The sequence below is a fragment of the Erythrobacter tepidarius genome, assembly GCF_002155695.1.
GTDB classification, from domain to species: Bacteria; Pseudomonadota; Alphaproteobacteria; order Sphingomonadales; family Sphingomonadaceae; genus Erythrobacter; species Erythrobacter tepidarius.
Genome location: NZ_MUYJ01000002.1, coordinates 30,659 through 43,752, shown reverse-complemented (window position 1 = coordinate 43,752; position 13,094 = coordinate 30,659). Strand labels below are relative to the sequence as shown.

The window sequence follows — 13,094 nt, the reverse complement described above, 5'->3', positions numbered from 1 at the left end:
CGAGCGCGCGCCGGCGTGCCAGCGAGAATGGTTTGGCAGGGCAGAAGCCCAGCTATCGCAGCGCTTGCGCCTTGTCCTCAGCCCGCCCGGCCAGCGCCGCGATCAGCGCCCGCAGCTGCGCGCTGTCGCGCAGGTTGATGTCGCGTTGGGGGAAGGGAATTTCGATCCCATGTTCCTTGAACAGCCACCACAGGTTCTTGAGTACCGCACTGCGAACATTGCCGATGCCTTCCTCGGGATCCTCGATCCAGCAATGGATGGTGAAATCGACCGAATTGTCGCCATAGCCGCACATCCACACCGTTGGTGGCGGGGTGTCGAGCACGCGCGGGGCGGCCTTGGCGGCTTTCAGCATCAGTTCCTCGGCCAGCTTCATATCGGCATTGTAACTGACCCCGACCTGGACCTGCATCCGCACCCGCTTGGAGGAATAGGACCAGTTCTCCACCTGGTTGATCATCAGGTTTTCGTTGGGAATCAGGTATTCGCGCTCGTCACGGGTGGTGACCGAGACCGCGCGGATGCCGATCTTGCGGATCTGGCCGAAGGTCTCGTTGCCGGCCATGTCGGTCACCGCGATGACGTCGCCGGGCTTGATCGACTTGTCCATCAAAAGGATGATCCCGGCGATGAGGTTGCCGAAGGTCTTCTGCAGCCCGAAACCGATTGCGAGGCCGAAGGCACCGCCGAAAAAGGCCAGCGCGGTCAAGTCGATGCCGAGCAGGTCAACGCCGATCAAGAACGCCGCCGTCCAGACAATCACGGTCAGGATCTTTTCCGACAGCAGCTTCTGCGTGTCGTCGAACCGGCTGATATTGCGGATCAGCCGTTGCCCGATGCGGTTGAACAGGATCGCCGCGGCGATGACCAGCAGGATGACGCTTGCCGTCAGCAGCGCATCGAGCAGCGAAAAGCGGATGTCCCCCATTTCCAGCGCGAAACCGTCAAGCCGCTCGAGAAACGCTCCGGCGGTCTCGCTCTTACTGGTGACGCCCTGTTTGAGCCGGTCGGCCGCTTCGACCACTTCGAGCGGATCGCTTGCGGCAGGAGCGGAGGCAACCGCGGGCGCGGCTTCGCTCGTTGGGGTGGGCGCGGGGTGCGGATTGTCGGCGGCGGGAATGGTCATCTCGTCTCCAGTCGGGCCAGCGCCTGCGCGAGATCGGCGATCAGATCGTCCGGGTCTTCCAGCCCGATTGACAGGCGGATCGCCGGCTTGCCGCCGGTCCCCTCCATGATGCTGCGATAATCGTCCGGCGTAATGGCCAGGGCGAGGCTTTCATACCCGCCCCAACTGTAGCCGATGCCAAACAGTTCCAAGCCATCCACCACCCGCGCCGAGGCTGCCGGATCATCGCTCGCCAGGTCAAAGGCGAACAGCCCGCAGCCGCCGGTAAAGTCGCGCCGCCACAGCGCATGGCCGGGATCGGAGGGGAGCAGCGGGCACCGCACCCGCGCGACCTGCGGCTGGGTTTCGAGCCACTGCGCCACCTTGAGCGCCGCGCGGGTCTGTGCCTCCAGCCGCACCGCCATGGTGCGCAATCCGCGCGCGGCGAGCGCGGCATCATCGGGTGAGACCACCTGCCCCAGCTCTTGCGCGGTGCGGCGCAGCGCGCCGTACCAGCGCTTGCCCGCGCTCGCGCTGCCCATCAGCAGGTCGGAATGGCCGCCGACGTGCTTGGACAGGCTCATCATCACGATGTCGCAGCCATGCGCGAGCGCGGCAAAGCCGAGCGGGCTGGCCCAGGTGTTGTCGATCAGGCTGACCGCGCCGTGTTCGCGGGCGATCGCGGCGAGCGCGGGAACATCGCACATCTCGAAGGTGAGGCTGCCGGGCGCTTCGAGCCACACGGCCTGTGCGCCCTCGGAGCAGAGCGCGGCAAATCGGTCCAGATCGCGCGGGTCGAAGAAGATCGTTGCCACCCCCAGGCGCGCCAGCAGGCCTGTCGCCATGCTGCGCGAGGGATCATAGGCATTGTCGGCCATCAGCAGCCGGTCACCTGGCTTCAGCACGCTAAGCAGGCATCCGGCAATCGCCGCCACACCGCTGGGGTAAAGCACGGTGCCGTAAGCGCCCGGCTCGATTGTGGTCAGCGCCTCGGCCAGCGCCCACTGGGTCGGTGCGCCGCGGCGGCCGTAGAAGAACTGCCCGTCAACATTGTTCTTGCCCGCCTCGCGCCGCGCCGCGTCGCTTTCGTAAAGATGGGTCGAGGCGCGCCACACCGGCGGGTTGACCACCGGGCCGGTCCATTCCGGCCGCCGGCCGCCGCGCACGAGGCGGGTGGCAGGCTTGCGGGCGGGATCCTCGCTCCTGCCGCCGCCGCTCATGCCGCTGACCCCTGGGCCTTGGGCGTTGCCGGGTCTGCGCCCCATTCGCTCCAGCTGCCATCGTAGAGCGCCGTGTCGTGCTTGCCGATCAGATGTGCAGCAAACAGAATGACGCTCGCGGTGACGCCGCTGCCGCAGGTGGCAACCAGCGGGCGGGTGAGATCGACACCCGCCGCCGCGAAGGCAGCCCGCAGCGCATCGGGCGATTTGTAGGTGCCGTCGGGGTTGAACAGATCGGTGTAGGGCAGGTTGCCGCTGCCCGGAATCCGCCCCATCGGCAGGCCGTTGACCGGATCGATGCCGGTGCCGAACACCCGCTCGGCGCTGCGCGCATCGATCACCTGCTCGGCATGGCTTGCGAGATTGGCGAGCATATCGGCCTTGCTGCGCACCCGGACCGGGGCGGTGAAGGCCGCCGGGGCGACGGGTGCGATATCCGGCACGCCGCATTCGAGCGCGCGGCCTTCGGCGCGCCACTTGGCAATTCCGCCGTCGAGGATTGCGACATCGTCGCGCCCGCTCGCCGTCAGCACGAACCACGCCCGGGCGGCGGAACGGATCGCGCTGTCGTCATAGATGACGATGGCATCCTCAGCGCCCACGCCAAGGCCGGCGAGGCGCGCGGCGATCTGATCGGGGGTGGGGAAGGCATAAGGCACCCTCGATCCGCCATCGAACAGGCTGGCAAGGCCGAGGAAGCGCGCGCCGGGGATGTGTCCGGCTGCGAATTCTGCCGCCGCATCGCGCTTGGCCGCCGGCAGGTGGTAGGAGGCATCGAGCACCACGAGGCCAGGCGCGCCCAGACGGGCGGCCAGCCACTCGGTCGATACGAGGCTTGGGAAAGTGTCGCTCATGCCCCAAGGCCTAGCGCGCCTGCGCCGCCGCGCCAAGGGCAGCGGGCCATCACGCGGGCAAGGGCGCCTCGATCGCCCGCGCGCGCAGGTCCGGCAGGGAGCCGGGCAGGATGTCCATGCGCAGCGGCTGAACCCGCCCTTCGGCCATGCCCGGCGTGCCGATCACGAAGCTGCGAACCAGCCTCTGCTGGCCTTCGCCTTCGACGGTGACGTGAAGCAGCGGGATGAACAGCCTGATGCGGCCCTGTATCACCGGGGCAATCTCGGCGAAGGGCAGCTGCACCTCGCCCGTCACGCTGCGGCTCTGGTGCGGGCCGATCCGCTCGACGCGGGCGATGCTGCGGGCGGCGGCAAGCGGCGCGGCGTTGCTCTGGCCCTGGCGCGCGGTGGTGAGCTGCACCGCAAGGGCAAGATCATTGACCGCGCGCTCGGACCGGTTGGCAAGGGTGATGCGGTACCGCAGGGTAAAGGTCATCAGGCTGCGGCTTGCGCCTGGAATGTCGAGCGAAATATCGATGCGCGGCGGTGCGGGCGGTTCAGCCTCCTTGGGTGCCGCCACCGGCGGTGCCAGCCGCAAGACCTTCGGCTTGCGCTGCCGCCACACCAGCCAGCCGCCAGCAAGGCTCGTCAGCACCAGCGCTCCGGCTGCCAGCCAGCGCCAGTCGATCACCGCCGCGCCCAGCGCCTCGGAAGGCGGTGCAGCAGCCGAAGGCGGAGCGATCGGGGCAGCTGGCAGCGTGGCCGCCGCGATACCGGGCGTGGCACCGGCAGGCGGCGCGGCCGCGGGCGCCGGGTAGGGTGTCGGCACGGAGGAGGGGGCTGAGGGTAAAGGCGCAGGGGCCGCTGCCGGACTGGCGGACCGGGCCGGCGCGGTTTGGCCGGACGAGGAGGAGCGGGGGGAAGGCGATGCTTCTGCAACTGGCGCAGGCATGGGCACCGGGACGGGCGTGATCCGCGGCTGATCGACGCGGCGTGGCGGGATCGCGACACCCGCCACTTCGTCCGCCGGTCCGGCCGGCGCGGGGGATGGGGTGGGCGCAGGCTCCGGCAGCGAGAAACTCCCACCCGGGGTCGCCTGCGCCGCCAGCGGCAGGCCGGCAGCCAGCGCAAGAAGGGCGGCGGAATGTCGGACGAGGGGCAGGGACGCGCGGTTCATGGTGGCGGGATCGGGCAGACGGGCACAATGCTGGCGCTCGCCAGCTGAACATTTGCTGGCCCCATAGGGAATCTTGGCCCGTTCCGTCCAGTTGTCCGCTTGCGCCCATGGCCCATTCGAGGCAACAGCCTGTCCCATGACGACTACACCCGAGCCGCCCAAGCCCGCGCCGCAATTTCTCGGCAGGGAGACACCGCTACCGGCCTCGCCAGAGGAAGCGGTGCTCGACTATGTTCCCAATCCGCGCCCCGGGCTGACCTATCTGGTGCGGTTTGTCGCGCCCGAGTTCACCTCGCTGTGTCCGGTCACGAATCAGCCCGATTTCGCGCATCTGGTGATCGATTACGTTCCCGGCGATACGATCGTGGAGAGCAAGAGCCTCAAGCTGTTCCTCGGCTCATTCCGCAACCACAATGGCTTTCACGAGGATGTGACGGTCGGCATCGGCGTGCGCCTGTTCGAGGAAATGCGCCCGCAATGGCTGCGCATCGGCGGCTATTGGTATCCGCGCGGCGGGATTCCGATCGACGTCTTCTGGCAATCTGGCGCGGCCCCGCAAGGCTTGTGGCTGCCCGATCAGGGCGTGCCTTCCTATCGCGGGCGCGGTTGATTGCCGCGCCGCCGGCGCAGCGGATCATTGTCCCTTCATTGTCGCTTCATTGCCTGATCTTTGCCCGCTTGCGCGCTGTTTCCCGTGAAACATCCCGCCGCGAACAGGCCTAGACGCTGAGATCGAGCTGGACGAATTTGGGCGGGCTCTTGTGGCCTTCGCGCCACTTGGCGAGCGGGAAGGCGCCCGCACCCAGCGCCGCCAGCGGGATGCCTGCTTCGGCCAGCGCATAGGGCGAGATCCGGTGCCGGGTCATGAACCCGCCGCTGCCATCGCTGATCAGCGGGGTCTCGAACTTGAGGCCCTGGCTGTTCTCGGTGGCATTGACCACGCGGCTCACCACCAGCTGTCCGTGGCCCAGATCGAGCACCACATCGGTTCCGATCGGAACCCCCGCCAGCCCGTTGATGCGCGCGCCCGTCTTGGACAGGTTGCGCAGAATCACGTCATAATAGTGGTCCTCGTGGATCAGGCCGACCTTGCGGAAGATCGTGATCCGCTCCGCGCGGTAGCGCGGCGGGCCGCTCGGCGTGACCTTCATGGTGCCGTCGGCAAGAGCAATCTTGACCTGTTCCTGCGAGATCGCCGGCGAATAGACATAGCCCTGCACCAGATCGGCGCCGCGTTGGCGCACCAGTTCCAGCTCGTCCATCGCCTCGACCCCTTCGGCCACGGTCTCCATGCCGAGTGCCTTGGCCAGCGCGACGATGGCGGTGATGATCGCCGGGTTGATGTCGCCGTTCTCGGTGCAGCCGCGCACGAAGCTCTGATCGATCTTGAGCTTGTCGAAATGGCCGTTCTTGAGATAGGCGAGCGAGGAATAGCCAGTGCCGAAATCGTCGAGCGCGAAGCGCACCCCGAGCTTCTTCAGATCGCGGAAAATCGCGTCGACGGCTTCGAGATCGCCCACGAACACGCTTTCTGTGATCTCCAGCTCGAGCCGGGATGACGCAAGGCCCGAAGCCTGCAGCGCGCCGGCCACCGTCTTGACGAAGCCCGGCCGGACGAACTGCTTGGCCGAGACGTTGACCGCGACGCGGATTGTCTCCGGCCACTGCATGGCATCGGTGCAGGCCTGCCGCAGCGCCATCTCGCCGATGCGCAAAATGAGATCGTCATTTTCCGCGATCGGGATGAAATCGGCAGGCGAGATCGCGCCCTCCTCGCCGTCATGCCAGCGCAGCAGCGCCTCGAAACAGCGCACCTCGTTGGTGGCCGGATCGACCAGCGGCTGGTAGGCGAGATTCAGCTGACCCTGATCGACCGCATCGCGCAGCCTTTCGCCGAGCCGGGCGGTCTTGGTGGCGGCTTCGCGCAGTTCGTTAGTGAAGAAACAGAAGATGCCGCTGCGGGTCTCCTTGGCGGCATAGAGCGCCATGTCGGCCGCATGGGTCAGTTCGGCGGCGGTCACCCCGTCATAGGGTGCGATCGCGATGCCGACCGAGGTGCCGATGATCGCCCGCCGGCCGTTGATCTGGTAGGGCTGTGACAGCGACTGGACGATGCGGTTGGCCAATTCCCCCAGCGTTCCGCGGTCGTCCATGTCGGGCAGCAGCACCTGAAACTCGTCGCCGCCCAGGCGGCCGACTTCGCCGAGATCCCTGACGATGTTCTTGAGCCTGTCGGCGACCTGCTTGAGCAGCTCGTCGCCGGCCGGATGGCCCATGGTGTCGTTGACGTGCTTGAAGCGGTCGAGATCGAGCATCATCAGCGCGCAGGAACGCTGGCTGGCGCGGAAGGCCGCCAGCGTTGCCGCCAACCGCTCGCCGAGCTTGCGACGATTGGCAAGGCCGGTCAGCTCGTCGATCTGCGACTGGCGGGCGACCTGCATCTCATGGGCATACTGGCTGGTGATGTCGACCGCGCTGCCACGGTAGCCGAGGAAATTGCCGGCCGCATCGGTCATCGCACGTCCGTTGAGCCGCCACCAGCGGGTGGCGCATCCAGCCTTGCCGGCCTTGTCTGCACTCACCGCAACGACGTGTTCCTCGATCCGCGAATGGGCTTTGATCTTGAAGCCGAACGCGCGCTGCAAAGGGGCGCCGGGCTCGGGATCGACATCCCTGAACACCTGCGTAACCGGCTTGCCCACCAGGTCCTCGGCCGTGAACCCGAGATCCTCGAGCGCCCTTTGCGAGAGGAACGAGAGCCGTCCTTGCGCATCGGTTGCCCAGAACATGCCGATGCCGAGCGTTTCGATATCGCTGAGCACACTTGCGCGTTCGGGCAAGCTCTGTTCCTCGCCGCCGCCCGCACCGGATTTGCCGGTGTTCGCCGGGCGTGGCGCCTGATCCCTGACCGACTTGAGAAACCCCAATGGCATTTTTCATCCTCGCACGAGCATAGACAAGCGCCCGAGATGCCGTCCGGGTCGGTCCGCAGCGCAGGTTCCGGGCCCGGTTCACCTTGCGCCACCTAATCCACGGCGATTGAAAAAACGTTACGCACCCCACCGTGGCTGGACTCTGCGTGGCCGGCAGCACCGCGCGCAGGAACGTCCCGCGAGATGGCGCGTTACGGCACCATTCGGGCCTTGCGGAAGAAAATTGTCCGAAGGCTGTTGATGACGTAATTTTCATGCAGGCAGCCTGGCGCGGGGGGATCGGCGAAAGGCGGCGGCTGAGATTGGGGGAAGCGAGGATGCCCGAAGCCGGTGCAGGCACTGCCGGGTTTGCAGCCGTAGTCAATCGCGTTCGCACCCGCGCCGACTGGGAGGCGATGCGTGCGGCGGCGCTGGCCGATCCGGGCGCGTTTCATGGCGCGATTGCCGCGCGCAACATGCACTGGTTCGTCGGCGAGGCCGGGCCAGCCGGCGCGTGGCTGGCCAAGGGTGAGGATGGCCTATGGCACGGCTGGGATGCCGCCACTGCCATGCCGGTTTCGCCCGATCTTCCGCACGACTTCACGCCCTGGCACACCGGTTTCGACGGCACCAACCCGCCGCATTGGCGCTGGTTCGTGGGCGGACGCACCAATGCGGCCTTCTCCGAGCTCGATCGCCACGTCCTGGCCGGCCACGGTGATGAAATCGCGCTGATCTTCGAAGGCGACCGCTGGGACATGTCCGCCAACGGCGGCAAGGGCGCGCCGATCGATTGCTTTACCGTAAGCCGCAAGCAATTGCTGCTGGAGGTGGCGAAATGCGCGGTGGCGCTGGAGGCGCTGGGACTGAAGCCGGGCGACCGTATCGCGCTGAACATGCCGAGCATCGTCCCGCAGATCTACTGGACCGAGGCCGCCAAGCGCATGGGGGTGGTCTATACGGCGGTGTTCGGCGGGTTCTCCGACAAGACCCTGTCCGATCGCATCGCCGATACCGGCGCGCGGGTGATCGTCACCTGCGACGGCAGCTATCGCAACGCGCAGGTTGCGCCCTTCAAGAACGCCTATACCGATCCGGCGCTCGACAATTTCGTGCCGGTGACGACGGCGCTTTCGATCCTTTCGGACCTCGACATGGGGCTACCGGCAGCGGACGCGGCGACCATCGTCGATACCGTGCGCGAGGCGCTTGCCGGAGAGATCACGGTCGATCGCTCGGACGTGATGCGGGGCGTGGGCCGGGCGCTGATCAACCTCGGCGCCGAGGGGCGCATCACCAGCGCCGATGCCGCGCGGGTAAGGATCGCGATTGCCTCCAGCCTCGTCACCCTGCCGCCGCGCGTGGAGGCGGTGATCGTGTGCCGTCACACCCACCAAAGCGACATGATCTGGCGCGAGGAACGCGACCGCTGGAGCCACGAGCTGACCGATGCGGCGCTGGTGACGGTGCTGGACAAGGCGCGCGCAGCGGGCTTTGCGGTGCAGTCCGAAGCCGATTTGCTGGCGCTGTCCGATAGCGATTTCGTCCGCGCGATCTGGGCTTCGTCCAGGCCGATGCCGGTCGATGCCGACTATCCGATGTTCTTCATCTACACCTCGGGCAGCACCGGCAAGCCCAAGGGGATCGTCCATTCCCACGGCTATGCCGCAGGCGTTGCCGAGACGATGGCAGTAAGCTTCGATGCGCGCCCCGGCGACACGCTCTTCGTGGTTACCGATCCGGGCTGGATCACCGGTCAAAGCTACCTGATCTGCGCACCCTTGATGACGCGGGTGACCTCGCTGGTCAGTGAAGGCTCGCCGGTCTTCCCGCACGCGGGTCGCTTCGCCTCGATGATCGAGCGGCACAAGGTGCGCATCTTCAAGGCGGGGGTGACTTTCCTCAAGTCGATCATGTCCGATCCGGCCAACCTCGCGCAAGTCCAGCGCTACGACATGAGCGGCCTCAGGGTGGCGACCTTCTGCGCCGAGCCCGTCAGCCCCAGCGTGCAGGCCTTCGGGATGGCGCATGTCACGCCCCGCTACATCAATTCCTACTGGGCGACCGAACACGGCGGGATCGCATGGACGCATATGTCCGGCAACGACGATTTTCCTCTGCGCCCCGATGCCCATGCTTACCCGCTGCCGTGGATTGTCGGCGACGTGTGGGTGGAGGACGAGGCCGGGCCTGGGGGCGATGCGCCCTTTGCCCGCGCCGATGATGGCGGCGTGTCGTGGCGCAAGGCCGATATCGGCGAGAAGGGCGAGATCGTGATCGCTGCGCCCTATCCCTACCTCGCGCGCACCATCTGGGGGGATATTGCGGGCTTCAAGGTCGAGAACGGCCGCGTCGATCCGGCATGGCGCGGCGATGCGGTGCGCTGGGAAGAAGGCTACTGGAAGCGCTGGAAGGGCGCCTGGGCCTATACCCAGGGCGATTTCGCGATCCGGCATGAGGACGGCTCGTTTTCCTTCCACGGGCGTTCGGACGATGTCATCAACGTCTCGGGCCATCGCATGGGCACCGAGGAAATCGAGGGTGCGGTGCTGCGCGACAAGGCGCTCGCGCCGGATTCGCCGGTCGGCAATGTGCTGGTGGTCGGCGCGCCGCACCGCGAGAAGGGGCTGACCCCGATCGCCTTCGTGGTGCCGGTGGCGGGGCGCAAGCTGACCCAAGAGGACAAGCGCCGCCTGTCCGATCTGGTGCGCACCGAAAAGGGCGCGGTCGCGGTGCCGGCGGACTTCATCGAGGTCAGCCAGTTCCCCGAAACCCGCTCGGGCAAATATATGCGCCGCATGGTCCGCGCGCTGGTGGTGGGCGAAGATGTCGGCGACGTCACCACCTTGCGCAACCCCGAAGCGCTGGACGAGCTGCGCACCGTTATCGCCGACTGGCAGCGCAAGCAGCGCATGAGCGACGAGCAGGCGCTGTTCGACCGCCACCGCTATTTCCTCGTCCAGTACAACACGGTTGCGCCCGGCAAGCAGGTGGCGACGGTCACCGTCACCAACCCGCCGGTCAATGCGCTGAACGAGCGCGCCATCGACGAGCTGGTTCTGGTCACCGCGACGCTGGCACGCGATGACAGCGTGGTGGCGGTGGTGTTCACCGGCGAGGGCACATCGTCCTTCGTCGCGGGCGCGGACATCCGCCAGATGCTGGAGGAAATCCACACGGTTGAAGAGGCGATCGTGCTGCCCAACAATGCGCATCTCGCCTTTCGCACCATCGAGCGGATGGGCAAGCCCTGCGTCGCGGCGGTGCAGGGCGTGGCGCTGGGCGGCGGCATGGAATTCGCGCTCGCCTGCCATTACCGCATCGCCGAACCGGTCGCGCGCTTCGGCCAGCCCGAGATCCGTCTGCGCCTGCTGCCGGGCTATGGCGGCACCCAGCGCCTCCCGCGCCTGCTGGCCGACCGGCGCGGGGCCGAAGGCGTGCGCGATGCGCTCGACCTGATCCTCGGCGGGCGTAGCATCACCGCACAGGCCGCGGCCGCCATCGGCCTCGTCGATCAACTGGTCGACGGCGCGCTTGACGCGCTTTCGGCCGCCCATGCCGCGGTGCGCGACTATGTGCGGCACGGGCCCGAATCGGCGCTTGGCAAGGCGTTTGCCGAGCGGCAGGTGGCGGTTGCCCGCTGGGAGAGCGCGTCGGACATCAGCCTCGATGCGGTTCTGGAAGATGACTTCCTCCAGCGCATCCTGCGTCAGCTCGACTGGGCCGGGCGCGGCACTGCGGGCGCGCGGGCGCTCGACGCGGTGCGCACCGGGCTTAAACAAGGCTTCACTGCTGGCCTCGCGCGCGAAGCGGCGCTGTTTGCCGAGGCGATCGTCGATCCCGATGGCGGCAAGACCGGCATCAGGCAGTTCATGGACAAGGTCGCCCCGCCGCTCCCCGTCCGACGTGACGGCGTATGGATTGACGCGGAGCACGCAATGCGCGCGCAGGCGATGGAGGCGGCGGGCGAACTGCTGCCCGTGGGCGCGCCCTTCTATCCCGGCGTCACCCCGATCCCGGCGTACCAATATGCTTTTGGCATCGCCCGCGATCCCGACACCGGCCAGCCGCGCTTCGGCCCGCCCGCGAGCCACGAGAAGGAGCTGATTGTCAAGGTGCCCGAGCCGGGACCGAACGAGGCGCTGCTCTACATGCTGACCAGCGAGGTCAACTTCAACGACATCTGGGCGCTCACCGGCATTCCCGTCTCGCCTTTCGATGCGCATGAGGAAGACGTGCAGATCACCGGCTCGGGCGGCATCGCGCTGGTCGCGGCGCTGGGCAGCGAAGCCCGCGCGCAGGGGCGGATCAAGGTCGGCGATCTGGTGACGGTCTATTCGGGAACCAATGATCTGCTCTCCCCGCAGGTCGGCAATGATCCGATGTATGCGGACTTTGCCATTCAGGGCTACGAGACCGAGACGGGGAGCCATGCGCAGTTCCTGACCGTGCAGGCGCCGCAGATGCACAAGGTGCCGCCTGATCTGACGCTGGAGCAGGCGGGCAGCTACGTGCTCAATCTCGGCACCATCGTGCGCTGCCTGTTCACCACCTTGCAGATCGCGCCGGGACGGACGCTGTTCGTCGAGGGCGCGGCTACCGGGACGGGGCTGGATGCGCTGCGTTCGGCGGTGCGCACCGGCCTTCAGGTGACGGGCCTCGTCTCCTCTGAGGAACGTGCGGACTTCATCACCAGAGTGCAGGGCGCGGTGGGCGCGATCAACCGCAAGGATGCGCGGTTTGCCGATCTCTACACCGTCGTGCCCGAGGACAAGGCCGAGGCGCAAGGCTGGGAGGCCGCCGGAGCGCCGCTGATCGCGGCATACAAGGCGATCAATGGCGGCAAGCTTGCCGATTATGTCGTCAGCCACGCGGGTGAGACCGCCTTCCCACGCTCGTTCCAGTTGCTTGCCGAAGGCGGCACGCTGGCCTTCTATGGTGCCTCGTCGGGCTACCATTTCAGCTTCATGGGCAAGCCGGGGACGGCAAGCCCGGAAGAAATGCTCCGCCGCGCTGCATTGCGCGGGGGTGAGGCGGTGCTGATTTTCTACGGGCCGGGCTCCTCCGAACTGCTCGACGAAACGGGCCTCGAAATGATCGAGGCCGCGCGCCGGTTCAACGCGCGCAGCGTCATCGCCACCACCACCGACGGCCAGCGCGAATTCCTGCAATCGCTGGGGCTGGAGGAAGCGATCGAGGGGATCGTCTCGCTCGAAAGCATCCGCCGCCGCGAGGGGGCGAACTTTCATTGGCCCGAAACCATGCCGCGCCTGCCTGATGCCAAGGCCGATATCGAGGTCTTCAAGGCGGCGGTGCGTGACTATCAGGACCGGGTGATGAAGCCCTTCGGTTCGGCCGTGGGCAAGATCCTGCGCTCGCCCGACAATCCGCGCGGCAGCCCCGATCTGGTGTTCGAGCGCGCGGGGCAGGACACGCTCGGCATCTCGACCTCGCTGGTCAAGCCCTTCACCGGCCGGGTGGTCTTCGCCGAAGACCTGAGCGGGTGCCGCTTCACCTTCTATGCCCCGCAGGTCTGGACCCGGCAACGAAGGATCTACATGCCGACCGCGCAGATCTTCGGCACGCACCTGTGCAACGCCTACGAGGTTGCGCGGATGAACGACATGATCGCCGCCGGCCTGCTCGAAGTGACCGATCCGGAAGTAGTGGCGTGGGACGGCCTGCCCGAAGCGCACCAGGCGATGTGGGAGAATAGGCACACCGGATCGACTTACGTCGTCAACCATGCGCTGCCCGAACTCGGGCTCAGAAGCCGCGATGCCCTGCTCGAAGCATGGTCTGCGGCAAGTGCCGGGGAACCGGAGCGCTGACCTGAGCGTTGCAGTT

Annotated in this window: 7 protein-coding genes; 2 read left to right on the top strand and 5 right to left on the bottom strand. The window is 67.1% G+C overall.

The annotated features are described in order from the left end of the window. Positions 1-52: 52 nt before the first annotated feature. The 4 genes from BZF61_RS01955 to BZF61_RS01940 are packed head-to-tail and all read right to left on the bottom strand — an operon-like array spanning position 53 to position 3,987. Positions 53-1,126 carry a mechanosensitive ion channel family protein gene (locus tag BZF61_RS01955; protein WP_211276700.1) on the bottom strand — a complete coding sequence of 358 codons (1,074 nt, stop codon included), beginning with the start codon at positions 1,124-1,126 and terminating at the stop codon, positions 53-55. Next, positions 1,123-2,325: a cystathionine beta-lyase gene (gene metC, locus BZF61_RS01950; RefSeq protein ID WP_086616961.1), complete on the bottom strand. Its 1,203-nt coding sequence runs from the start codon at positions 2,323-2,325 to the stop codon at positions 1,123-1,125. Before metC ends, BZF61_RS01955 begins: the two co-directional genes overlap by 4 nt. Continuing rightward, a complete protein-coding gene (locus BZF61_RS01945) occupies positions 2,322-3,179 on the bottom strand; it encodes a sulfurtransferase (RefSeq protein WP_086616960.1) in 858 nt (285 codons plus the stop codon). The genes metC and BZF61_RS01945 overlap by 4 nt, the downstream gene beginning before the upstream one ends. A gap of 49 nt (positions 3,180-3,228) precedes the next feature. Beyond that, a complete protein-coding gene (locus tag BZF61_RS01940) occupies positions 3,229-3,987 on the bottom strand; it encodes a hypothetical protein (RefSeq protein ID WP_086616959.1) in 759 nt (252 codons plus the stop codon). Between the two features lie 484 nt (positions 3,988-4,471). Here BZF61_RS01940 and queF point away from each other — a divergent pair, with 484 nt between their 5' ends. After that, positions 4,472-4,945, top strand: a complete 474-nt coding sequence (gene queF / locus BZF61_RS01935) for a preQ(1) synthase (RefSeq protein ID WP_086616958.1) — start codon at positions 4,472-4,474, stop codon at positions 4,943-4,945. 109 nt (positions 4,946-5,054) lie between these two features. On the opposite strand, the gene BZF61_RS01930 is transcribed toward queF, so the two are convergent. Beyond that, positions 5,055-7,268, bottom strand: coding sequence for a putative bifunctional diguanylate cyclase/phosphodiesterase (locus BZF61_RS01930; protein WP_086616957.1), 2,214 nt, complete (start codon positions 7,266-7,268; stop codon positions 5,055-5,057). A 317-nt stretch (positions 7,269-7,585) separates the two neighbouring features. Between BZF61_RS01930 and BZF61_RS01925 the strand changes: the two genes are divergently transcribed. Further along, complete coding sequence (locus BZF61_RS01925; RefSeq protein WP_169711925.1) at positions 7,586-13,078, top strand: AMP-binding protein; 5,493 nt, start codon at positions 7,586-7,588, stop codon at positions 13,076-13,078. Positions 13,079-13,094: the final 16 nt, after the last annotated feature.

What these genes read in the sequence shown, in the direction of transcription:
- BZF61_RS01955 (WP_211276700.1), bottom strand. Translation starts at nt 1,126, where the DNA reads ATGACCATTCCCGCCGCCGACAATCCGCACCCCGCGCCCACCCCAACG.
- metC (WP_086616961.1), bottom strand. Translation starts at nt 2,325, where the DNA reads ATGAGCGGCGGCGGCAGGAGCGAGGATCCCGCCCGCAAGCCTGCCACC.
- BZF61_RS01945 (WP_086616960.1), bottom strand. Translation starts at nt 3,179, where the DNA reads ATGAGCGACACTTTCCCAAGCCTCGTATCGACCGAGTGGCTGGCCGCC.
- queF (WP_086616958.1), top strand. Translation starts at nt 4,472, where the DNA reads ATGACGACTACACCCGAGCCGCCCAAGCCCGCGCCGCAATTTCTCGGC.
- BZF61_RS01930 (WP_086616957.1), bottom strand. Translation starts at nt 7,268, where the DNA reads ATGCCATTGGGGTTTCTCAAGTCGGTCAGGGATCAGGCGCCACGCCCG.
- BZF61_RS01925 (WP_169711925.1), top strand. Translation starts at nt 7,586, where the DNA reads ATGCCCGAAGCCGGTGCAGGCACTGCCGGGTTTGCAGCCGTAGTCAAT.